Annotated in this window: 23 protein-coding genes and 1 pseudogene; 3 read left to right on the top strand and 21 right to left on the bottom strand. The window is 44.7% G+C overall.

Going from position 1 to position 23,578, the window contains the following annotated elements; translation table 11 throughout:
• The first annotated feature begins 75 nt into the window (after window positions 1–75).
• Window positions 76–954, top strand: coding sequence for a helix-turn-helix domain-containing protein (locus QFZ80_RS05690; protein WP_307557697.1), 879 nt, complete (start codon window positions 76–78; stop codon window positions 952–954).
• Window positions 955–1,017: 63 nt separating this feature from the next.
• Here the strand turns inward: QFZ80_RS05690 and QFZ80_RS05685 are convergent, their stop codons facing one another.
• Entirely contained in the window at window positions 1,018–1,971 is a 954-nt protein-coding gene (locus QFZ80_RS05685; RefSeq protein ID WP_307557696.1) for a fused MFS/spermidine synthase, read from the bottom strand.
• Between the two features lie 209 nt (window positions 1,972–2,180).
• Here QFZ80_RS05685 and QFZ80_RS05680 point away from each other — a divergent pair, with 209 nt between their 5' ends.
• Entirely contained in the window at window positions 2,181–3,437 is a 1,257-nt protein-coding gene (locus tag QFZ80_RS05680) for a glycoside hydrolase family 18 protein (RefSeq protein ID WP_307557693.1), read from the top strand.
• A 2-nt stretch (window positions 3,438–3,439) separates the two neighbouring features.
• On the opposite strand, the gene cdaS is transcribed toward QFZ80_RS05680, so the two are convergent.
• The 7 genes from cdaS to QFZ80_RS05645 form a co-directional block, all read right to left on the bottom strand.
• The gene (gene cdaS, locus QFZ80_RS05675) at window positions 3,440–4,081 is read right to left on the bottom strand and encodes a sporulation-specific diadenylate cyclase CdaS (protein WP_307557691.1); all 642 of its coding nucleotides are present in this window, start codon (window positions 4,079–4,081) and stop codon (window positions 3,440–3,442) included.
• Between the two features lie 494 nt (window positions 4,082–4,575).
• Entirely contained in the window at window positions 4,576–4,926 is a 351-nt protein-coding gene (locus QFZ80_RS05670) for a DoxX family protein (RefSeq protein ID WP_307557688.1), read from the bottom strand.
• A gap of 38 nt (window positions 4,927–4,964) precedes the next feature.
• On the bottom strand, window positions 4,965–5,231 hold the full coding sequence (locus tag QFZ80_RS05665; RefSeq protein ID WP_307557686.1) for a VOC family protein: 267 nt from the start codon (window positions 5,229–5,231) through the stop codon (window positions 4,965–4,967).
• 224 nt (window positions 5,232–5,455) lie between these two features.
• Window positions 5,456–6,424, bottom strand: coding sequence for an ROK family protein (locus QFZ80_RS05660; protein ID WP_307557683.1), 969 nt, complete (start codon window positions 6,422–6,424; stop codon window positions 5,456–5,458).
• A 213-nt stretch (window positions 6,425–6,637) separates the two neighbouring features.
• The gene (locus QFZ80_RS05655) at window positions 6,638–6,952 is read right to left on the bottom strand and encodes a hypothetical protein (RefSeq protein WP_307557680.1); all 315 of its coding nucleotides are present in this window, start codon (window positions 6,950–6,952) and stop codon (window positions 6,638–6,640) included.
• 357 nt (window positions 6,953–7,309) lie between these two features.
• Entirely contained in the window at window positions 7,310–7,789 is a 480-nt protein-coding gene (locus QFZ80_RS05650; RefSeq protein ID WP_307548132.1) for a CBO0543 family protein, read from the bottom strand.
• Between the two features lie 190 nt (window positions 7,790–7,979).
• The gene (locus QFZ80_RS05645) at window positions 7,980–8,852 is read right to left on the bottom strand and encodes a hypothetical protein (RefSeq protein ID WP_307557678.1); all 873 of its coding nucleotides are present in this window, start codon (window positions 8,850–8,852) and stop codon (window positions 7,980–7,982) included.
• A gap of 344 nt (window positions 8,853–9,196) precedes the next feature.
• Here QFZ80_RS05645 and QFZ80_RS05640 point away from each other — a divergent pair, with 344 nt between their 5' ends.
• Window positions 9,197–9,370, top strand: a complete 174-nt coding sequence (locus tag QFZ80_RS05640) for a hypothetical protein (RefSeq protein ID WP_307548134.1) — start codon at window positions 9,197–9,199, stop codon at window positions 9,368–9,370.
• Here the strand turns inward: QFZ80_RS05640 and QFZ80_RS38815 are convergent.
• From QFZ80_RS38815 to QFZ80_RS05580, 13 genes and pseudogenes are all read right to left on the bottom strand, one after another.
• A complete protein-coding gene (locus tag QFZ80_RS38815) occupies window positions 9,327–9,575 on the bottom strand; it encodes a MerR family transcriptional regulator (RefSeq protein ID WP_373460373.1) in 249 nt (82 codons plus the stop codon). The genes QFZ80_RS05640 and QFZ80_RS38815 overlap by 44 nt on opposite strands.
• Before the next feature lie 115 nt (window positions 9,576–9,690).
• Window positions 9,691–10,470 (bottom strand): IucA/IucC family C-terminal-domain containing protein, encoded by a 780-nt coding sequence (locus QFZ80_RS05635; RefSeq protein ID WP_307557675.1) that lies wholly within the window; start codon window positions 10,468–10,470, stop codon window positions 9,691–9,693.
• 68 nt (window positions 10,471–10,538) lie between these two features.
• Window positions 10,539–11,324 carry an HpcH/HpaI aldolase family protein gene (locus tag QFZ80_RS05630; RefSeq protein WP_307557674.1) on the bottom strand — a complete coding sequence of 262 codons (786 nt, stop codon included), beginning with the start codon at window positions 11,322–11,324 and terminating at the stop codon, window positions 10,539–10,541.
• Window positions 11,325–11,378: 54 nt separating this feature from the next.
• Window positions 11,379–12,572 carry a type III PLP-dependent enzyme gene (locus tag QFZ80_RS05625; RefSeq protein WP_307548137.1) on the bottom strand — a complete coding sequence of 398 codons (1,194 nt, stop codon included), beginning with the start codon at window positions 12,570–12,572 and terminating at the stop codon, window positions 11,379–11,381.
• 2 nt (window positions 12,573–12,574) lie between these two features.
• A complete protein-coding gene (locus QFZ80_RS05620) occupies window positions 12,575–13,819 on the bottom strand; it encodes an MFS transporter (protein ID WP_307548138.1) in 1,245 nt (414 codons plus the stop codon).
• Window positions 13,816–15,633 carry an IucA/IucC family protein gene (locus QFZ80_RS05615; RefSeq protein WP_307548139.1) on the bottom strand — a complete coding sequence of 606 codons (1,818 nt, stop codon included), beginning with the start codon at window positions 15,631–15,633 and terminating at the stop codon, window positions 13,816–13,818. Before QFZ80_RS05615 ends, QFZ80_RS05620 begins: the two co-directional genes overlap by 4 nt.
• A gap of 48 nt (window positions 15,634–15,681) precedes the next feature.
• A complete protein-coding gene (locus tag QFZ80_RS05610) occupies window positions 15,682–16,896 on the bottom strand; it encodes a type III PLP-dependent enzyme (RefSeq protein ID WP_307548140.1) in 1,215 nt (404 codons plus the stop codon).
• Window positions 16,880–18,793 (bottom strand): IucA/IucC family protein, encoded by a 1,914-nt coding sequence (locus QFZ80_RS05605; protein ID WP_307557671.1) that lies wholly within the window; start codon window positions 18,791–18,793, stop codon window positions 16,880–16,882. Before QFZ80_RS05605 ends, QFZ80_RS05610 begins: the two co-directional genes overlap by 17 nt.
• Window positions 18,794–18,796: 3 nt before the next feature.
• Window positions 18,797–20,584 (bottom strand): IucA/IucC family protein, encoded by a 1,788-nt coding sequence (locus QFZ80_RS05600; protein WP_307548142.1) that lies wholly within the window; start codon window positions 20,582–20,584, stop codon window positions 18,797–18,799.
• A 22-nt stretch (window positions 20,585–20,606) separates the two neighbouring features.
• Window positions 20,607–21,662, bottom strand: a complete 1,056-nt coding sequence (gene sbnB / locus QFZ80_RS05595) for a 2,3-diaminopropionate biosynthesis protein SbnB (protein ID WP_307557669.1) — start codon at window positions 21,660–21,662, stop codon at window positions 20,607–20,609.
• A 23-nt stretch (window positions 21,663–21,685) separates the two neighbouring features.
• Window positions 21,686–22,672 (bottom strand): 2,3-diaminopropionate biosynthesis protein SbnA, encoded by a 987-nt coding sequence (sbnA, locus tag QFZ80_RS05590; RefSeq protein WP_307548144.1) that lies wholly within the window; start codon window positions 22,670–22,672, stop codon window positions 21,686–21,688.
• Between the two features lie 149 nt (window positions 22,673–22,821).
• A complete protein-coding gene (locus tag QFZ80_RS05585) occupies window positions 22,822–23,241 on the bottom strand; it encodes a helix-turn-helix domain-containing protein (RefSeq protein WP_307557667.1) in 420 nt (139 codons plus the stop codon).
• A 51-nt stretch (window positions 23,242–23,292) separates the two neighbouring features.
• A pseudogene (locus QFZ80_RS05580) lies at window positions 23,293–23,574 on the bottom strand (iron chelate uptake ABC transporter family permease subunit); the annotation flags it as partial.
• Between the last annotated feature and the right edge of the window lie 4 nt (window positions 23,575–23,578).

Here is a 23,578-nt window from a genome sequence, read left to right as displayed (position 1 = left end):
AGTGTAGTGCTCTTATGGTAAAATGTTGTTGTGTTATGATTTAACATATGAGAGAAGATGGGAGTCATTTGGACCATGAAGGTAATGAATTACTTGAACCTTAATCAACACCCTGCACATCTTCAATTTTACCGAAATCGGACAAATGCATTTGCTGAAATCTATCATGCGCATCAAGGTATGGAAATCCTTATTGTCCACGAAGGCACTGGTACTGTCGTTGTGGAACAACAAATTTTCGACCTGGCTCCTGGCATGCTCTTTTACTTCAGACCTTTCCAACTACATCGGATTCGCATGAACGAACTAGCCCAGCAAGCGTACATCCGATCTTTTTTCGTATTCGAACCTGCGCTGCTTGATGGCTGTTTGACGGCATTCCCTTCTACACGTGAATTTTTCCAGAAACTTTGGAAAGACCCCCTGTCTATTCAAAAGATAAGCGGATTAGACACGGAGGCTCTGCATAACTTGCTCCAAGCACACCAACATACAATTGAGCATGCCAAACCGGAACATTTGCTGGAAGAGCAATTGTTCTTCTTGACCAACCTGATGCATCATTTGAAAACTTCCTATCCATTAACCGGGTACAACCTATCCACAGAACGCAGTTCCAAAGTAAAGTCCTCATCCATTGCTGAGAAGGTCATGGAATGGATTGAAATCCATTACATGGAGCCCTTTGAGCTTAATCAACTCGCACAGGCCATTCACTTATCGCCAAATCACATTTCCGCGGTCTTTAAGCAAATCGTAGGCAGCAGCATTACGGAATATTTGACCGCGAGACGCATTCGTCAAGCCTGCTTATTGCTTAAAACAAGTGACATCTCTATACAGGGAATCGGTCAGGCTGTAGGTCTTGGGAACTTCTCTTATTTTTGCCAAATGTTCAAAAAACACGTGGGATTGACCCCCCATCAGTTTAAACGGGCGTCAGACCAACCATGAAAGATTCATATATTAAAAACAGCAAGAAAAAAAGAGGACTATCCCACAGCCCTCTTTTTATCCTTAGCGCGCTACGGCGCTTTTCTGATCAAGATGATAATATTTATATAACCTCAGGTTTTTCAAGCTATTGGGTAGCGCTGTATTTCTTGATTCAAGAACTTCTTCCGGCAATTTGAACAATGTTGAAAGGTTTTTGGGTAGTGTTTGGTTGGGGACAGAAACTTTCTTTCTGCCAGGGATAAAGTTTTTAAACGAAGCGATTTGGAAGCCCCAATCTCCGAAAGATGGGACATAAACAAAATAGCTTTTCGTATTCATGCCTATGCTTTTCAACGTATGATGAATGCTCCAATATACGCGCGGCATATCTTCAGTTGAATTAGATTGGATGACAATCATGCCGTCTGGAGCAAGCGATTTGACTACACGTTTAAAAAATTCTTTTGTGTACAGCTTACTAATCATTTTGTCTGATGGATCGGGAAAATCAACGATAATCACTTGATAGGATTTGGAAGTAGGGAAAAATAATTTTGCATCCATTTGATGAACCTTTACACGTTTATCAAATAATGAACGATGATTTAATGTAGATATAGGCTTTCTTTTGGCTACTTTGATAATTTGGGGATCCAACTCAACCAGATCAACCGTTTTTACATCCTTGTATTTAAGCACTTCTCTTACTGCGAATCCATCGCCACCCCCTAATATCAAAACATTACGGCGATTAGGCGACATCGTCATTGCCGGGTGAACAAGTGCCTCGTGATAAAAGCGTTCATCCAATGAACTGAATTGCAGCTGCTTATCCAAATACAACCGTACATCTTTCGCTTCGAGCAGGATGATGTTTTGAAACCGACTTTTACCTTTATATATGATTTTAGGTTTCCTTTGCAATAAATGCTTTAGTGTGTACTGATCCCATATATCCCCCCGCATTTGAATAGAGGTCGTTTTTTTAGGTATCAACTTTTTAATCTTACTTGTAGTCTTTGCTATTTTTTGCAATGATTTCACCTCACATAATAATTACTGTCTCCTTGAATTTTCCAAGCAAATTAAAATTATGATATGCCATAATTTTCAAGAAAGTGTGGGCTGCGGTTCTCCTCGAATGGCCTAGCGTGCCAGTACGATGCAGCTGTTCTGAAACATGCTCACTAACGAATATCTATGAAAGGAAGTATCTTTGCTCAGCTGGGGGGAATAAATTTCATATGTTTATTTATACTGTAAAAAATGGAGATTCTCTTTTTTCTATTGCTTCACAATTTCAATTTCCCCTCGATAAAATTCGTGAAATAAACGGCTTGATCGATCCAACACTAGTTCCTGGTCAAGCTTTGATAGTTCCATCAACTGTTTATATTGTTCAGCCCGGAGATTCGCTCTACGAGATATCCCAGATGAGTTTTCTATCCGTGGATACCCTTCGTAAAGCAAACGGGCTTCAAAGCGATATATTATCTATAGGCATGAAGCTGTACCTCCCAGCGCGAATCAAATATCCGGAAGAAGGTTTGAGTTATTTCATTCCTGCTACACCTGAACAAATTGAAATGACTACCCGTAACTTCTCACCATACAATGCCTACTTTGGCATTTTTGAATACCACATTACCGCGGAAGGGAACTTGAGCACTCTAAATAACGATGAATTAGCCGTAAGAGCTTCGCGGAAACATAGAGTTGCTCCACTGGCGACAATTACAAATTTAACTCCGGAAGGGTTCAGTCCCAATGTGACAAGACAAGTACTTAACTCTCCTGAATTAAGGAACCGTTTAATTAACAATATTTATAATTTAGTGAAAACAAAAAATTATGCTGGCGTTAATATTGATTTTGAGCAGATTCGTGCAGGGGAAAGGGACTTGTATACCGGTTTTTTACGCTCATTGAACGATCGTTTGAATCCGGAGGGATTCTTGACATCGGTCGCCCTTCATGTAAAAAAAAGCGATAGCGATTATCCTGGTTATGATTACGGAGGGATCGGTGCTGTCGTGGATTTCGTTTTCATAATGGCCTATGATTGGCATGAAACGCATTCTGGTCCTGGACCTGTCGCCCCAATCGATGAGATACGTAAAACCCTCGATTATGCCGTGCAGCGCATGCCTCGGAACAAAATTATTCTAGGGGTACCCAGGTATGGGTATGACTGGACGATGGATAATGGAAATGTACTCAACGCTAAAGCTGTTTCCGTTACTGCAGCTACCGAAACAGCTATGAAGTATGAAGTGCCGATTCAATATTCAATTCAGCATCAACAACCCTATTTTACATATTGGGACGAGAACGGTAAGAGACACAGCGTGTGGTTTGAAGATGCGCGAGCCCGTGCAGCAAAATTTCAAATAGTTGTCGATTATCGTCTTAAGGGTGTAGGGGCGTGGCAGCTCGGTTTGAATTTCCCGCAATCCGTTTTCTTAGTGGGACAGTTTTTTTATCAGAAAAGAGTGATTTGAATCTATCGCTCAGTTATCGGCTGGACCATTGTATCCAAAGAATTAATGGGGTGCAGGACTCCCTTATAGGCAAAGGAAGCATTGCCGGTTTCCTCTGAAACGACGAGTACAAGAGCATCGGTTCGTTCTGTCAAGCCTATCGCGGCACGGTGTCTTGTCCCCAGTTTTTTGTCAACCGTTATATTAGATACTGGTAAAACATTCGCAGCCGAAACGATTCGATCGGATTGAATCAATAGAGCCCCATCATGCAGCGGGTTGCCAGGGTAAAAAATGGCTTCCAATAACGAGTAAGTCAACGTTGCTTCCAACCTAATGCCTGAGTGCATAAACATATCCAGCAGATCGTTCCTCTGGATCACGATCAAAGCACCATGTCGGCGTTCCGACAGATGCTGAATACAAATGGACAAGTCTAAATAATGGGTCGTGAAAGAGGATAAATAACATTGCAGATAGAAGGAAGCCGCTGTGGACTCAACTTGTTTAAAGGCTTCTCGAATATCGTCAAATCGACTTAAAAGACAGTTATTTTCATCATTATCTAAGGTATCCAAGCTGCATTGAATTTCAGCGGAGATGTGGCGCAGCTGTTGCCTCAACTGTTCTTTCATCGGGGATATATCACAATTTTCTTGCTGCACTCGTCACACCTCAGAACTTCATATTATATTCACGAATAAGTTGATCAACCTTCCGTATTCCTATGAATTAATATGTACATCCTTCCTTATATGTATTACTTTAATTAGCATTCTGAAACAATTCTAATAAAAAAGGACCCACAGCAACATGCTGCGGGTCTTCGTTTACATATATCTTCACAATCATTTCCATTCGGGACTACATCTCAATCAGAAACAATTCTTCCAAATCCTTATCTAGCAAATCACTCAAAAAACAATTACCTACAACCTGAACGGGCAGTATTCCAGCTTAACCGGAATGGTAGGTCAACTGTCTCTGAATGCCGTCTCCTTTACACCGGAGGGTTCTTCTGCGTTGTATTCCAAGTTCTTCGCGCGTTCCATGGCCTTCGCCGGGGCAGTCGTGGCTCGGCTCCTCTTGTCCCCTTCGGGTTCAGTTTCACGATGCGGTAGGATTCATTTTCATATGCTTTCTTAAGAAAAGGGAAGTATCAGACCGCCGCATTAACGATGGTTAGAATGATGATTAACGAAGTAAACATGAGGGCCGGTGCCGTTTTACCAATCGGATCTTTGACCCTGAAATGCGCGAGGCACGCCAGTAACATCGTAATTCCAAGCCAAATGCAAGCCCACGTGACCGCCTCTGAATACCAGTAGCCGATGATGAGTATAGCGGCACCGACTAACTGGACGACGCCTGTGACGACACGAAACGACTGTGGTATTCTAAGATTGTTGAAAATATCTACCCAATATTTGGCCCCTAAGGTCTTTGCAGTGCCTGAAAATACATAGTATAAGGCCAGCAAGCTTTGAAGAACGATGAAAAGAACAGTCATTAGGATTTCCTCCCTTTATTTTAAGTAACAGTGATTGATCACTGGTGTCCTCTTGTGAGAATTCGGAACGTGACGCCAAATTTATCCGTTACATTGCCGTAAGCGGGGCTGAAAAAACTTGCCTGCAGCGGCTCATTTACTTGACCGCCCTGCTTCAGTGCTTCAAAATATTGGGTAGCTTTGTCTTTGTCATTGGTTTGAACAACTATGGTCACTTGCGTTCCCTTCTGGTAGCTGCTGCCGGTAACATTGTCGGTGAGCTGAAGCTCCGATTCGCCGATTTTCAAGATGGTGTAGCCTATCAAATCTTTCTTTTCTGGAGGTCGATCTTGTTATGAAGCTATCGTTTTCCGTTAGCGCCGAAGGGATCACCCAATTACTTCCATAACCATGACCCGTATTTGGCGATACCTTCGCCTATTCTTCTTTCTCCCAGAAGCAGCAAAAAAGATGTGACCGCATGGATTGCAGTTACATCTTTTGTCTCGTTCATCGTTTAGGCTACATAATCCCCATCGATGAAACTCGCTTATGAAGGCATCTTATTGTTCGCATATGCGGCTGCGCCGATCATACCAGCTTGTCCACCTAATTTCGCTTGTTCTATCTTACAAGCATGGGAAGAAAGCTTTAATGCATGATTTCGGGCAGTATCGCGTACTGAATTTAGCAAGCGATCACCAGCCGCCGACATTCCACCACCAACTATAATTACTTCTGGATTTAATAGGTTGATTACATTCGAAAGACCAAATCCAAGAATTTTTCCTGTTTCATGCATAACCTCAATTGCAAGAGAATCTCCCAGATCGTATGCCTTTGAAATCATTTGGGCAGTAATTGCCGTCCGATCGTCTCCCACCCATTGCAATACGGCACTTGACCGACCTTCCTCAAGCTTGTCTGTAAAGGTTTTGACCATTCCTATCGCAGACACGTATCTCCCTAGACAGCCTGAGCTTCCACAACGACAAGGACGACCTTCCCGGTACATATTCATATGCCCAATTTCGCCCGCGCTAGATGTTGTACCGTAGAAAACCTTTCCATCATTTATAATACCCGACCCTAAACCGGTACCTAACGTTATCAATACCAAGTTTTTGTAACCAACGCCTGCACCAAACAGCCATTCACCGTACATATTTACCCGCACATCATTGTCGATAAAAACAGGAAAGTCAAAATTACTTTTCATTTGATTCACAACATGAATATTTTCCCAATCTGGAAAGTTTGGTGAAAATATGGATAGACCTTCATCTGGATTAAGTAAACCAGGGATTCCCATACCCATGCACTTAATAGAAGTTTGATTGATTCCTTCGAACAACATCATCTTTTGAACAATTTCTTTAATTCTGTTTAACACATAAGTAGGTCCTTTTGCTGCTTCCGTGGGGTCACTTCTTTCGTGAATTTTTTGAAACTCCGTGTTGAAAATTGCAGACTTAATATTTGTTCCACCAAGGTCAATTCCAATCATATATTTACTCATAACAATCTCCGTCCTCATATATATATTCAAATATTGTAAATTACTTGATTATTAAAATGAATGGACTTTTGAGACTATTATTATGGAAATTTATCACTAAAAAAGCCGCAATATAAGCGGCATGTAATGGGATAATATTCTTTTCATCTGACAGATGGGATGATCTCAGTCCTGTCTTTCGCAATCATGAAGCTTATCATCGAGTTGATCTCTTTATTGAAGAAAGGAATCGTTTCTAAGCCAAGACCCACCTTCATCAGTGCTTCGGTAACACATCGTTGCAGCTTGGAGTGCTCCCTTTGCCGCTTCCTCTATCGAATTATAACGGTTTTCCATTGCAACAAGAGGTCCGGCATTGTCTGCACCTCTATAATAATGACTGAGCTCATAAAAGTAACTGCTCTCCCGATTTTTGAGAATGTGAATTCCAATATATATGCCATCTATTCTTGCTTTTAAACATTGTACGACTTCGTGTACGGATTCAATATTTGCATGGACATTCTCGAGCTCAGATAAATTTAACATGCTTTATGCCTCCATGTCATCGTTCATAATAAGATAATCGATCCACTTCAAATCAAGGTATCGAGGATAGTTTATCCAGATTACTGAAATCGATTCAATTTCAGAGGTCAGCTTCCTTCTCCTATTTATTGAACTCTCGTTCCTCTTAGCGCAACGAGGCGACCGTATTTTTGTTATCCTGGAACTTTAGAGTGATTTAAACAACTCTCCTTCTTTTCTTCACCTGTGTTTCCACGAGATGGTCCTTTTTTCAGTATTCAAACTTCGACTGACCAATTGGTCTGCGTTTAACGGGTTAAAGCGGTTTGTATGTTACCACTGTATACGAAAATTTCCCATCAAAAAAAACTTAGTCAGCTAGTCAGTCGAGTTGTTTGTCATCCACTTCCGATAGATTCTTACATGGATAATTAACATGTAATATATAAAAGGGTAGATTAAAAATGAATAAAATAAGTTCCATTTAATATGCCACAAAATACCGACCACTAAAGTTAACCACTCGTACAGAGTAGAAAAAATGGCCCAGCCCATAAGGTAAGTAAATTTTTTCCACCTAGAAGATGCGTAAGGATACCAATTAATAATCATAGCTGCTGCTGCTGGATAAATTCCTAACACTATTAACAGTGCACTAAACTCTACTTTTTCCACCTCGAAAAAACCCCATGCTTTAAAATGAAAGCTTGCATAACCATCAGCTATTGAACACGCAACAAGCGCAAAAAGTACTGTTGAATATAATTCAGAATAGCTCAAGCGTTTACGCATAAAAAATGATGTGGTGTTAAAAAGTAAAATTGTAATAATTAATACAATCCACTTCAGATAGACCATCCCCTTCTTCAATTAGTATTGGCGTAGGGGTAGGGAATTAATTCCTCATATTTAAGCTTATCTTCCTGATTCTCAAACTTCTGAATCATTTCCCATGATGATCATATCCATTGTTAGAATCTGTCCTTGTAGGCTCGGTTTCACGAAGGGTCAGCTCTGAAGATTCTTCAAAGCTTCATATTGGACATCCTTATGTGTTGCCTTTTTGCCGCCTTTTTTGTTCGTAGGATAACTCCCAACGGTCGTACAGCAATACGAGGAAAACTGGCACGACATACCGCAAAGCCATTAAAACATGGTTCCAACGATGGTAGATGAGCCACCCTTTATAATGAGAGTAGTACGCGAATGAGATTCCCAAACACGCGATGGCCGCGAAAACAACATATTTTAGCCGGCGTGGAAACATTGGAATGAAAAGCACGCATAACCATGTCAGAACATCACCTGAAACAAGATCGGTAAACCGGCAATCGGCCATACGGTCGGCAAACACTCCCGGTCTGTATTGATACATCTTAAGAAGCGGCTCTGCAAAAAGGGCGCCTATCCACATGATGATCGTGTGAGAAAAGCAGAGCAGTCGAACCCTATAAGGTAAGGGCGGATCGTAGGTGGCAAGACGCGGTGCCAGGTAGGCTCCGACGCGGAAGCCGACCACATAAAATGCGGCGGAATAAGACAAGTTCCAGCGAATGTATTTCATATACCCGGTTTCCAGGTAAATCCACTCCAGTAGTGTAAACAGCGCTGCAAATAAGAGAGAGATCGCCCAAGGGCGGTTGCTTTTTCTCGCGAAGTAAACAAATATTATGAAAGCGACAGGCAGTATCAACGTATCGGCAAAAATAATGCCCAGCTCATTTTCGTCCACCGGATTTTTCGCCAAATGGGTTGGAAATTTGTACAGATTAAGCAGCAGATTTAAAGATACCTCGAGCATATCTGCGCAAAATACGGCGATCGAGTAGGAAGCGAGAAGCGTATGCCAGGAAAGTTTCTTTTTCCGAAGAAGCGCTATCATCCAAACGACAAAAACAGCCAGATTGATAATATAAAGCATCTTGATGCCACTCCCGATCTGCAAAATGATTTTTCTAGTATTCGTCTGGGGATGAACATTTATGTAGTTAGGGAACTTGGCCAGCAATCTCATCTATAACAATCCCCGGGCCTGCGTTTCCAGTACCCGGGGATTGTTTAAGTTACGGCAGCGACGGCGCAGCGCTAAGCACGATGTGCGCGACCGTTAATTTAGAGATGGATAAAGTGAACATGTTGCCAAGTTAATTCCGCTATTACCAAACACAATCTACTATTCTGAATAATATAAATCATTTATAAGAGGTGAGATTTTAACAAATATAATGGAAGCTGTTACAAGTTTTTTTAAGACATTTACCGACGATGAGCCAAAACCTCCTCTATGTCGGTGACGTTATGGATGTATGGAAATATCTTGTATTTATTGAGCAGGCTATCGTCCTCGAACAAGTTGGAAGGAATACGACTACGGACCCAGATCTTCTCGATTTACTTAATGAAGCCATTGCCTTATGTGGATCACATTCGGGACTCTAACAAAGAAAATAGGATGATCCATTTCGGACCAGCCTATTTCTTCGTTACATATCGAAATATCTGCAGTATCCAGCTCGTTGTACAATAGATGGTCGAAAAACCGGTACCAATTCCCCTCCCTTCGTGGAATTCGGAGCAGCCCGGCTTTTTCCCAGTGGCGGATGGTCGTAATCGGAATACCGGTTTTCTCGGAGACCTCACAGATCCCCGTTGAGCGACTGGTCCATTGAGAAGAATTCCTATGAATTTATCATGGCCTTGTCGGGAATGAGATAAAAAAAACCGCAATTTAAGCGGATTGTAATGGGATAATGTTCTTGTCACCCGATATCATGTACGGCTAAGTACTTCTCGATGCGCCGCTCATCAGTAATTAGCGGACATGTGTAGCAGTAGCGGTCTCCGCCTGGCAGACAGTAATTCAAACAACACTTTTCACGCAGCAAAATATGCCGATCGTTATAACAAGGAACTATAACTTGACGAAAACTGTGTATAAGCGGATTTACCGTTTTCTCCCGGAACCACAGGTGATTCGCTTCTTCCATCATAAAGCGGTAATCTTCTTCAATTCGTTCTCTTAACCACAGTGACTGAGCTTGATGAATCCATTCCTCTTTCCAGTATGTGAGATTGTACGATAAAGTTGCCCATAAATTGGATTCCTGTATGCCAGTGTACCTCTCTGTCCGTTCAAAGACACGGCATACGTTGTCCGAAAACAAATGCCGGAAGTAGAGTTCTCTTCTCTGTTCACGTGTTTGCAGTTGTTGAAGCTGTTGAAATTCACCGGAATCTACAATCCGATAATGAATCCCTTCCTCTCCAACGACAACCCTTACGTTTGGCAACGACAGGTCGAGGCCGTATTGGTGATGCATATATGTATGGACAGCGCCGGCAATTAACGAGCAGTACCTTTTGGCAAATAACGAACCGGTCACCTTCGGGGCAGGTGATTTCATGAAATCCCCAAAATCCTCCATGAGGTGAACAAACTCGATCTCATCCTCCAAACAGGAACCGGATTCAGGATTACTGCCGCTTCCGAAGACGATGTTATGGCTATTATGCAAAACGGTTGAATCAAAGGGGAGCATATTCACAATCTCCTGATCAAATAAGATAAAACTCTCATTGATTATGATAATCGTTATCAATTAAGATGTCAAATAATCTTAATTTTCATTTCCTTCACATATTTGTTTAAGTGGTCTTGAAGCGCCCGAAAAGCAATGCCTCTCTCGTCACTGAGCACATAAGCTTTAACATCCGATTCTCGCCACTCATCCATTTCGTCAAGTTTTCGGGGAATTGCACAAAATGGGATGTCCTTCTTAACCGCTGAGGAACAGACGGTTCGCACTGCTTTTCTCACAACTTCATGTTGTGTTTGCCAGGGTACTCCGTACGATTGCGAAAGATCGGCCGTACCTACCATAATCATATCTATACCTTCGACACTTACAATTTCCTCAATCCGTTCAACGCCTTGTTTGCTTTCTATCATCGGGATCACCATGATTTCATCATTGGCTCTACTCATATACGCGAGAAGACTGTTTTTACCGAACGCACCTGGGCGTCCGCCGTTTAAACTCCGTTCCCCTTGCGGGAAATAACGGCTCGCTTTCACAATAAATTCTGCCTGTTCTATGCTTTCAATATGCGGAACGACGATACCGTAAGCACCGCCGTCCAAAGCACGAAGAATCGCTCCGGCATCAGCCTCCGGTACTCTGACCAAAGCGGTCAGATCAACAGCTTCCGCCGCACGAATCATATGCTCTATAGTCTCGGGATTGATCAGTACGTGTTCTGTGTCAATAATGACGAAATCATAACCGGCTAAACCGATCATTTCTACCACAACTGGCGAAGGGATGGAACAGAACAGCCCGAATACTTCCTTTCCTTCCCGCAATTTTTGTTTCAGACGATTAGTTCGAAGCATAGTGGCCCTCCTTAGAGCTTTCCGTAGGAAAGCTTTCTACGTAAGCATGGACATTTACTCGATAAATATATGATCCGGATGCTTAAGACTGCTAAAATCATGAGCGGAAATCGACCACCCGTATGCCCCTGCATAAGTAAAGACGATGACATCCCCTATGCGTACATTTGGAACGAACACGTCACGCGCCAAGACGTCCTTGTGGCTGTTCATCCTGCCGACAATCGTGACAGGGGAATTCTGAGTCCCTCCCCGCGGAAATGGATACGACCAACGATCGATCGACAAAACTTCAAACGGATGATTGTGCTTCCAAGCCCCAGGGAGCAGAAAATGATGCAACCCGCCTGCAATTACAACAAATGTAGTTCCCTCTTTCTCCCTGATATCCAATACTTCAACAGCGTAATATCCGCAGGAGGCGACGGAATACCGGCCGCACTCGAACAGAATGGAAGTCGGTATGTCTGCCGCTATGCCGTTTAGTTGCTGCACCAATTGCGAAGTAAAAGAGGTGGCTAAGAACTGTTTATCTATTCGTTCATAATTAACGCCAATGCCCCCGCCCACATTTAAAATGGTCACATTCAACCTGTATTTTCGTTTCCAGAATTGAAATCGGTCAAGATAATACGCGATCAATTCCGCGTGCTTACAGTCATCAAGGTTATTGGATAAAGAATGCAAATGAAAACCTTTTAACCTGAGCTGGGGGAATTTTCGGATAAACTCGAAAGCCTCGTCTATTTGGCTTTCATCAACTCCGAATTGCGTAGGCACTCCCGCCATCTGCAGTGTCCCGACGGGTAAAGGCCCCTTTAGATTTACTCGTAATAAGATATCCACCTTGGTTTGGCGTCTCAAAGCAATCCATGCGAGCCGTTCTACTTCATGGAAACTTTCAACATGAATCAAACTTACTTCCTGATCAATAGCACCTTCGAGTTCTCCATCAGTTTTACCCGGACCGCCGAAAATAATAGGAATATCCTTATCTACAGCTCTTACTTTGCAAACCTCTCCTATAGAGGCAACTTCAAATCCGTCAACAATCGGCGCTAATGCTTTCAAAATGGCTGCCTCTGAATTGGCTTTGATCGCATAATAAAAACGATAAGGGGGAGGCAATTGGCTCTTCCATTTGCGCACATGCTCTTGTAAGCGCTCGAGATCGTATAAGAATGCGCAAACCGGAAGCTGCGGATGATAATCTTTCAATTGGTGAATGTGTTTCACGATCCGTTCCATACTTACTCCTTTACTATTTTTCCATTTACAGGGCTGCGTGCGGAGATCGGCGGAATGTCTCTATGACTCCGAATAACCATTGCAGCAATAATAAAAACAAATCCAAAACCGGCCATCGTCATCTCCAGATTCGCAAATCTGCCTAACCAAGCTGCACTCATTCCTCCCGATATTTGTCCAACAACTAACACACTGCTTGTCAGACCCATTCGAAATCCGCGATTTTCCTCCAAAGATGCTCTTGAAACTACGAAAAAGACAGACTGGATTAATGCGCTGAAGCAAAATCCTTGAACCAATCGCAGAACTAAGATCCATTCGATCTGATTGCATAACGGCTGGAGCATAATCGAAACACCGCAGCCAAGCGATGCCCAGAAGAAGTTCTTTTCCACAGGATATCCGTCATTTCGCCTGCCCCACCAAGAAGAACTTAACCAGCCTGCGCCCCATGTTAGCGCTTGACTCACACCAACCCACGCGGCGGCATTCTCCGGAAGAACAATTCCTTCCAGAAACTGGGCAAATACGATAACGAGTCCATACACACCCACATTTGCGCACAAGCCTACAAACAGGAAAGATCTGATTTTACGGTGAACCAGTAAGTCTGTTAAGGATTGAAGCAAGTTACGGCCGCTATATCCGGTTGCATGCTGAACACGATGTCCGCGATCCTCACGAAGGAATGCCATAATTAGAAGGGACAAAAGGATCAGCAAGCCTCCCATCGTCAACAATACCGCTTGAAACCCTAACATGCCGACGAGCAATCCGCCAATGAGCGGTCCGGCCAACGAGCCGGCGGCGACGGCACCCTCCAGCTTGCCGAATACTTTGCCGCGAACGGCTTCCGGCGCTTGAGAACCTACAAAAGCTGCACCTGCGTCGACGACTCCGCCAAACGCTCCTTGAAACAGACGAACGATTAATAATTGAAGGGGGGTTTGAACGAACCCCATTAGAATTAATGCGCCCGATAAACCGATCAGAGCCCGGACAACCATCCGCTTTCTTCCCCATCGGTCCCCTAACCTTCCCCACAACGGCGCTGCAACCATATAGGAAACTGCCGGTGCGGAGAGCGCAAGGCCGCTCCAGAACAAATTATCGGATGTTTCCGAAACCCCTAAATCCTTCATATAAAAAGGCAATAAAGGCACAATCATGGTCAGGCTTACCACAGAGAGAAAATGCCCGCTCCAGAGCATGCGAAAATTGAGCTTCCACCGGTTTTCGTCCATCATCGCATCAGCTCTCCAACGATCAGGAACGGATTGGTCAATGTGCCTTTGCCTGACGGCATACTGCCGACCGCACCACCCTGCTGTTCGAGCAAAGGGGTTATGCACAATTTGTAAGGCCAAGTTTCCCTGTGAAAAAGGATATCCTCGATCAAGATGCGCTGCGGCTCAGTAAAGCCCGCTCCCTTTACATGAAATTCTAAACTTTCTTTCAACACATCCCATAAATCCCATTCGGAAATGCGATATCGCTGAGAACATGCATCCATAATCGAACACAGATTTACCTGTATACCAAGAGACTGTAAGTAAAATAACAACTCCTCAGGTGTGCTGTTGTATAACGAATTTGCGCGGTTGGCATTGACGATATAGCCAGGATCTTGAAGCCCAGCCTGGGTTACCCAAGGAAGATAAAGTCTGGTTGTATCCAAATCACGCAATAATAAGCCTTCAATTCGACCGTGCTTGATAACGAGCATGACATTTTGCCCGTGAATTTCCGGTAATATGCCGCAGCGCAGGAGACGTAATACAACACAGAAAAAACGATCGCATACCTGTTTAAAGAAAGTGACGATTTGATCTTTCTCGACATCCCCTTGATTCACCAATAAATCATCCAAGATATGAAACGTTCTCTCGGGATCAACGACTGCAAAAGCGGACATCGGTAAACATTGTACCGAATCATCCGCCATGAACGTTTGCGGATAATTTCGGATCAAACAGGAAAGATGGCGCGGGCGATCATCGAAGAAGTCAGCTTCATGCGGATGATAAGCCCACCATTTCGTCTCATCACACAGGTGCAGGCGTTCTGCAAGATGAGGATCCGAACGCTTTGCTTCCTCCAATAAACGTTGGGCCTTCTCTCCGTTAATCATGTACAAAGCCGGTAAATACCGCACCGCACCAAGCGAAACAATACCTAACGGAAGCTTCAAGTGATCTTCGCCGCCATGCATAGGAGCAAGGGAGCGTACCGAGGATGTCGGCACGTAGTCACCGATTTGTACAGGTAAGGGCACACATATTTGATTGCTGAACTCCTGACCAAACTCTCGTAATAATACGGATTTCATTTGCCATGGATGTACCGGGAAAGCGACGTAGTCATTTCTGGAAATTCCGCATCGTTCCATTGCCCCCGTTATCTGTTCTTGCTCATTTGGCGATAGCAGATAACCATCTGGCGATTGCTCAGGAACGGTCTGTCCGCTTAACACATAATCCCGCCTTACCGCCACCCACTTCATGGTGAGCGTTTGATGAAATTCTGCGCCATACGTACGGTATTCCTCCGCATCCCAGCCTCTTTTTATTCTTGACGTAGGGTGAAAGGGGCGGTCACGGAATGATGACCACTGCTCCGCATCAATGAAACGGGACAGAGCTGGCCGGCGATTCGACACATAGTTTCGATACGCTTCCATAGACAAACTAGTTTGTTCCTCAGCCAGCTGAAGATCCGCGATAAACGGCTCCAAATTTGGATAGGAGATCCCCTTTTTTTCGGCAGCGAGCGAGCTGAGCAACCACATTAACGTTGGTGGATCAAGATGCCTTGTTTGTGTGTTTCCGTTGTTATCCCGATCAACCTCAATCACTTCCCACGAACCTAATTGGTAGGGAAGGAGGCAAGTAGAAACGGCAGGAAATACAATATAATGATGCTCCGATTCCAATGGAATTTTGATAAAACATACGTCTCCCCGATCCAAATGATCAAATACGGATATCGTAAAAGGAGCCGTTCTCATGATTTCCATCTTTTCCAGAATGCCAAACACATTTTCCGCTAATATCGCATTCATCAAGTCTATTCCTATTTGTCGTGAAGCTCCGAGCATGATGACATCAACCTACCTTCCAACAGGGATAGGCGTCGTTTGGCTTACATAGATGTGTTCCGGATGCGGATGGCTCAAAAAATCGTGATGCGAAATCGACCAACCGTATGCCCCGGCGTATACAAATACAATCACGTCGCCGATTCTTAATCTGTCTAAACGCACATCTTTGGCTAATACGTCTTTTGGGGTGCAAAGCTGCCCGACAATCGTAACGCTATCATCTGTCAGTTCTTTTCGTTTAAACGGATATTTCCAATTCTCGATAGGAACTACTTGAAAAGGATGACTGTGCTGCCAAGACACGGGTAGACGGAAATGGTGCGTGCCGCCTCGAACGATAACGAAAGTTTTTCCATGATTCTCTTTGATATCCAGCACTTCGACCGCATAATATCCGCAGGAAGCAGCGATATATCGGCCGCATTCAAATAAAATCGTCTTATTGTGAAACTGATGCCGATCGATACATTGCTTCAATCCATTCACAAAGGTATCCCATTGAAATTGTGCTTGCAGGTTCGAATAATTGACCCCAATGCCACCGCCTACATTGATATAGGAAACTTGAAGCCGGTAGGCTTGTTCCCATTCCTTCACTTTCGTGAAATAAACATCCATCAACTCGACATGCTTCTCCGCATCCAGTTGATTAGAGATGCAGTGCAGGTGAAATCCTTCTATATTCACATGCGCACAAGAGGCAGCTTGCAACAGCACAGACTCTATTTCGCTTTCATGTATACCAAATTGCGTTGGGGTTCCGGCCATCTGTAAGGTAGCCGAAGGCAAAGGGCCATTTATATTCATCCGCAAAAGCACGGAAACTTGCCGTTCCATCGTTCCAGCGATCCATTCCAATCGCCGCAGTTCATGGATACTCTCGATATGAATCAACTTGACGTTATGTTCAATGGCTCCCCTTAGTTCGTCATCCGTTTTGCCCGGTCCGCCGAATATAACGGGAATATGCGGATCCGCTTCTCTAGCCTTCATGATTTCACCTATCGATGCGGTTTCAAAGCCGTGAACGACATCTTTTAACTGCTGCAAAATTCGGCGTTCCGAGTTCGCCTTCATGGCGTAAAACAACCGGACATTTTCCGGCAGTGGGCGCACGACTGCTGAAGCGTGCTCCTTCAAAGCATCTAGATCGTAAATGTATGCACAAAAAGGCTGTTCTTGGGATTGCTTAACCTCCCGAATCAAATCAACTACTTTTTCCATCGTTAACTCCTAATATAGGGATCTTTGAGCGTAGCTCAAAGTCTCTCCGCTTTGGCAAAGTTCCAAAAGTATTCAGAGGGTTTTGAACGTCATGTACGCGAAATTCGGAATCGCCAAACAATCTTCTTTTCGTTAACTGTTCGACCTGAATCGTTTCCGCAAACAAATCAAAAAGTTCGAACCGCTGCTGAAGCTGCGGGTGCTGCTCTTGATATTGCCTTATCGTATGAGCTACTTTCGACCAGAATACCGTTTCCGGAACCTGATAGTGCTCTTCCATAAAAAGTGCGGCCTCAGCCAAGTTAATAAAAAAGAACGCGTCGTGAACAAAGTCTCTGACCACATCAGGGCGATCCGTTTCAATGAACGAATTGCGGTTAATTTTCGGATGATGGGAAGGAACAGGCATGAGCGCCGGATATTGCTGCGGATCCGCAAGGTGCTCTCTGGAGAAGCGTATCCCATCGTGGAAATCTTTCAGCGCAAGCCGTGTCGGGAAGCCGTTTTCATGGACTAGAATCATGTTTTGGGCATGAGACTCCAAAGCGATTCCATGAGCGTAGAGCATGTGAATAAGCGGAACCACCGAAACTTCAATATAACGTTCCATCCACCGCTCAATTCCATGCTCCTTCACCCAACGGTCTATAAAGGGACGACCGTTCACTTCCACATGCGTAACTGCATTAAACGGCACTGCCTCTTCCTTCGGCTTCAAATATGTATGAATACTTTCCCGCCAAATGGTCCCAAGCACCCCATATACTTTGGATTGCAGCAGCTCGGAAACATCCGCCGAACGATAAGCTGCGCCTGCGATTTCCTTCAGCAGAATGAGGCTGCACTTTTCTTTCAGGAACAGGTCTTGATCCAGTAATTGCGACAGCCAATCGGATATAATCGGCGCATTCAATATCGTATGAGCAGCCAGAATTCGCCCTGTGGATGTATTAGTTATGCTTAGCGGCAGCTTTACATAGGGTTTTGTTGGAAGCGATGCATTGGCCAGTGTACGAATTGACTGCTGCGGCCGGTAATCTTCCTGCCCTTCTCCAAGCCAAATCACTTCATCTTCCCAACAATGCTGATTAAATTCAGTCGAGATCACGTTTTCCCACTGCCATGGATGAACAGGCAAATAGGTATACTGGTCAGGGTTCTTCCCTCTGTTCCGCAAATTCGTTTGAAATTCACCATACAAGGAATCACCCAGCTGCTGTTTGATAAATGCAGCATACTCTTTTCTGCTGGTTACCAGGCAATTGATTCTCTCTTTAGCAACAGCAACCCATACAAGGCGAATCGAAGGTTTAAATTCCGGGCCATACGCCATATGATCCGTTAAATCAAAACCGATTCTCGATTTATAGCAGGGATGATAAGGATGCCCGTCGATCAGATTGGATTCCAACAGGTCATAGCTTCTCTCCTTGCCTTCCAAGGTTTGAGGGGATCGGTAATAATGCGCTAATGTATCTTTCAACAACGTTTGTTGGATTTCATCGATGAATTGCAATAACCGTCCGGTATCGACATCGGTGTTCTGAAATATTTCAACTAGAAAAGTCGCTAACGATACGGCCTCGTGCTCATGCTGCGAGGTCACGCGCTGGACAGGCTGGGCATTTAACCGTATTCGTTCGAAGCTCACCTTTCGCTTTCCTTGACACATGTACTTGACAATGGATCCGTCATTTCCGGTTCCGTTAATGGTAAAAGCTACGAAACCACTTTCTAGATGCTGCATGTTGGGCTGCACAATTCCTTCATATATTAGCGATTCTATCAATTGCCGGAAAATTCGTCTGCGGACATCTATATACGCCTGGGAACGAATGATTTGATCCCACTGCTCCCATAGTTCTTTATGTTTCTTTTCAATCATGAAAATACTCATTATTCACCTCATGGACATTGGATTGGGAATTTCTACATATATCGGCGTTTCGCCTCGCTCAAGAAAACGACTGATTAAATTCGCTTTGGCAGGTAAAGTTGGGCGGCTTAGCAAATCTTCAATACATGCATTCAGATAGGAAGGCTCGTTTGTCTGCATTGTCAATAAAACGTCTGTCACAATGCCCCATAATTGCATCTCTTCTATCGAACCGTATCTCGCCAGCGTACTGACTAGGTGTCCGATGTGATTGACGAAGAAATAATATTGCAATCTGGACCATGCTTCGTCTGTCGAGTAGAGTAAAGGACTTTCAGGTTGGACGATCGTAGGGATCCATCCCCGTTGCTGCGCATGCGAGCAGGAGACGCTTACTCCCTCAAGATCGCGCACATAACAAGTGAACGGCATGCCCCGATGTATACGAAGCAGACAATTTTGGACATGCGCTTCCAAGCTAACCCCTTTCTCACTGAATAATCGCAAAATGGGTTTCACAGTAATCTCAGCATAAGCGCGGAACCATGGTTTCAAATCCGGCACTTCATTACCGTACTGGCTGCGCATCAACCTGAATAACAGGGGCTCAGTCTCATCAGGCTGCACTTCGAGCAATGACGCAAGAACGTGCGGTGGGTTATCATCCTGAAATTCCGGAGGATTGTCGCGAAACAAAACCGCAAAGCTTGCTAGTAATTGTTCATCCTTAGCCCCTGAAGCATGTTTCACTGAAACGGTTCTAAAGCCTTTTTCCAGCAAAATGGTAAAGGATTCGTTTTCGATCTCATTTTGCAGGCTGCGAATTAGCCTGCTTGCGGCCAATGTCCGCTCGATCTGTTCAAGCGTGTTGACGCGAATAAAATTCGTGATCCTTACATTGAGCGGCAGTTTATAAAAATAATGGTGCTCAGGATCCCAAACCGTTCTCACCGAAGAGGTAGGGTAAACCGGATCGCCAAGAGGTCCCAAATAGACCAGCTTGCCCGTCTGAAGCAGTTCTCCGACCCGCGATTGCTGCAGACAATATTGTGCCTGCCAAGGGTGGCAAGGGATCAAGGCATAATCCGTCTGGTTCGCTCCCAGTTTGCCTTTGGATTGCAGAATCACACTTTCCGCAACCGGCTCTGCGAACTCTTCTTCAAGGTACTGTTGTGCGATACTGTCCGGACTCACTGCGAAATAATGAAGCTGAAAGGCTGAACCCATTTCCGGCGGGAACGCTGACAGATCATCGGGTGAGAAGCCTTCCGAACTTTTGGGTGTTGGATGAAAAGGGTGCCCCCAAATCAACGATTGCTCTGTCTGGATATAGAGATAACCGTTTGCTCCATTTGATTTTCGGTCCCTGAAAGAATCGGCATAACGGACCGTCTTATCGATACTATTATGAATCTCTTTGTGCAATTGAGAATGCTTCTGCGCCGTATCGGATGACTCATGTATGCTTGCGATCTCATCCAGGATCCACTCGATGACATCCCTATTCGAAATCGGTTTAACCAATTTTGTAAGTAACCATTCGGCATAAAAGTCACTTCCAAATCCATGGTGCCCAAACAGCGACCAATAGCTCAATTCACCATAAATCGTTTTGTCGACATGCTTGAGTTCAATTTTGAATGGAGTTCCTTTCCATTTATCGTCGAACACCATAGGTAAATCCGTTATCCTTGGATCGAAAATGCCGCACTCCCGTAAAAAAGTGTTCAGCAGTCTTTCAACCGCAGCTTGTTCAGCCACATTAATCTCGAGGGAACGTTGCTGCTGTATCATAAATCCGCCTTGTACCATGTTGATTCCTCCCCGCTTTCTCTCAATATAGAGGAAGCCTTACTCCGACACGCTCAGAGCGCGCCTTGTCATAGATAACTTTCGCGCAAGCAATATCTTCAATCGCCATCCCCATCGGGTTAAGTATAATAATTTCATCGTCGGATTCCCTGCCGGGCTTCCGGCCGATCACAATCTCCCCTAATTCGGCATGCAGCCGTTCACGGGAAAACTTTCCTTCAAGCACCAGCTGATTTATCACTTTCTTCTCGCGGTTGGACTGCTCCCAGTCATCAACAATCACTTTATCCGCTTTAAGGAAAACGTCTTTATGCACATCCATGATCGAGATATTGCTGACAAAAGTCCCCTTTTGCAGCCACTCAAAAGGAATATAGGGTTGATCCGTTACCGTGCAAGTGACCACGACCTCACCCTGCCGTACTGCCCGCTCGGCGGTCTCAATCAGAATGATATTCACAGCAGGGAAGCTTCGGTTTAATTCTTCTTGTAATGCTGCGGCGGACTGCTTATTCAGATCGAATAAGTAAATCGTTTCGATACGGGGGAACTGTTCAAGCATCGACCGCATCTGTGTCTTGGCGATAATTCCGCAGCCTAAGCAGGCTACCTGAGTAAACTGTTTTCTTGCCAAATGCTTCGCCGCGATAACGGTTACCGCCGCCGTCCTCATGCTGCTGATCAACCCTGCTTCCAAAACCGCAACGGGATAATTGCTTTCCGGATCATTGAGGATAAGAAGCCCGCTGGCCCGTTCCAATCCGCGCTTTGCCGGATTATCGTGCTTGCTGCCAATCCATTTAATCCCCGAAACCGCCGTTTCGCCGCCAACATGAGCAGGCATGGCAATGATCCGATCGGCAATATGTCCCTTCTCCGCATCCACCCGCAAATACGGTTTGAGCGGTTGTACGAATTGACCCTGCGCATGCAGGGTCAGCGCCTCCGTAATCCCCTCTACATAAAGGTCCGAATGATTGCCGCCCACCTGTGCAATCGACGCTTTATTTAAAAACAAGATCTCCGGCTCTTGAATGCCCCCCTCTTCTATTTGTTCCATAAGCTGCTCTGTTTTCATCTTTACCTTCCGCCTCTCTGTTTTTATCGTGCAAGCTTGGCTGACCATTCGTCGTTATACACCGTATCCAGATACCGTTCTCCGCGATCCGGCAGGAGCGTAACGATACGAATAGGCCTTGCGTCCGACGGTTTGAGCGTAGGGATTAGCTTGTGAATCGCAGCAATGACAGAACCTGACGAACCTCCCGCAAAAATGCCTTCCATCCGCAGCAGCTCTCTGCATCCCTGAACAGACTCTCGGTCACTGGCGTGTATCACGCCATCAATCTCCGCCCGATTCAGAATTTCAGGCACACGACTTGCGCCAATACCAGGGAGTTCTCGATGAGCAGCTGGCGAACCGAAAATAATGGAACCAAGCGCATCGACCGCGATCACCTTCATTTGTGGGAACTTCTGCCTCAGCCTCCTGCTCGTGCCCATGATGCTGCCGGACGTACTGACTCCAGCGATAAACAGGTCCACATGGTCGAGATGCTCAGCAATCTCGCTGCCCGCCCCATGAAAGTGCGCTTTCCAGTTGTTTTCATTGGCATATTGATTGATCCAGAATCCGTTCGTTGTTGTCTGCAGCAGCTCTTGTACCCGCTTTATTCTCGTTTGCAAGTAACCTCCCTGGTCGTCTCGCTCTTCCACCATATCGACGTGAGCGCCCATCTGCCGTAAAATATGTAAATTGGTCTGAGCGATTTTGGGGTCTACCACACAGGTGACCTTTATGCCGTAAATGAGCCCCATCATTGCGAGCGCAACACCTAAATTTCCGGAAGTGCTTTCAATCAAATGCGTATGTTCATGTATGTATCCATCCCGAAAGCCTTGCTCAATAATGAAACGAGCTGGGCGATCCTTCATGCTTCCCCCCGGGTTCATGTACTCCAGCTTGGCGATAACCTCAATGTCCTGCTGCGGGAATAACCGGCTCAATCGAACTAACGGTGTGCCGCCAATGCAATCCTTAACGGAATCCTTGATACCCTCTTTGAAAGCCACTTGCTCCGTGATCATTCTTGTACAACCTCCTTCATCCATGGATGTTCAATGTTTAACCAGGATCTAATTTTTGATAATGATTATCATTATCATATATAAATCGTAACATTGAACAAATGGAGTTGTAAATGATCATTTCCGACGATAAAAACCAGTAAAGATCATCAGATCTGATTACGCACTTCTTCTTGTCTACTCTTCAACGCATAGATGAAATCGACTCCAGATTCGTGGATGCCCAATATCTTTTTGATATTCTGGATATGCTTTCTTACCGTATTTTCAGAAAGAAACAATTGTTTGGCGATTTTTTGCACGGAGTAATTGGCTGCCAGGAGAATGGCAATCTCCTGCTGTCTCACGCTTAATTCCGGATAGCAGGAACCGCTTCTTCCGTCACCCGTCCGCTCTTGTGTATCCATTTCAGTATTCGCTTCCTTCGTTTGGGAAATCTGAACGGATGAATGAAGCTCCAGGCTAGACACTTCCCCGATGATGCGGTTTAACATAGCAATGACTTGTTCCTTTTCATCGGTATTAGTTGTATAGGCATCTATAAGGAGTCTGTGCTTCGTATAGGACATTGTCTCACCTCCAACAAAAGAGGGCATAATTCGCGAGAATATGCCCCTGTTTTATTTAGTCTCATCCTTATTAAGCTGATTTTCGTGTTGCTGAATATCGATAAAGCAAATGATAAAGAACGGCGCGCCGACACCAGCCGTAAATACACCAACAGGAATATCGTGCGGCATAAAGGCCGTCCTTGCAATCAAGTCTGCCAATACGACCATCAAACCGCGAATTAATGCCTACATGGGAAGAACACCGCCGAAGGGAGGCCCGACCAGCTTTCGGGTCATATGTGGAGCAATGAGATCGACGAAACTGATGCCTCCGGCCACCGCAACTGTGGATGTC

The organism is Paenibacillus sp. V4I7, assembly GCF_030817275.1.
GTDB lineage: Bacteria > Bacillota > Bacilli > Paenibacillales > NBRC-103111 > Paenibacillus_E.
This window is presented reverse-complemented; position numbering and strand designations above follow the sequence as displayed.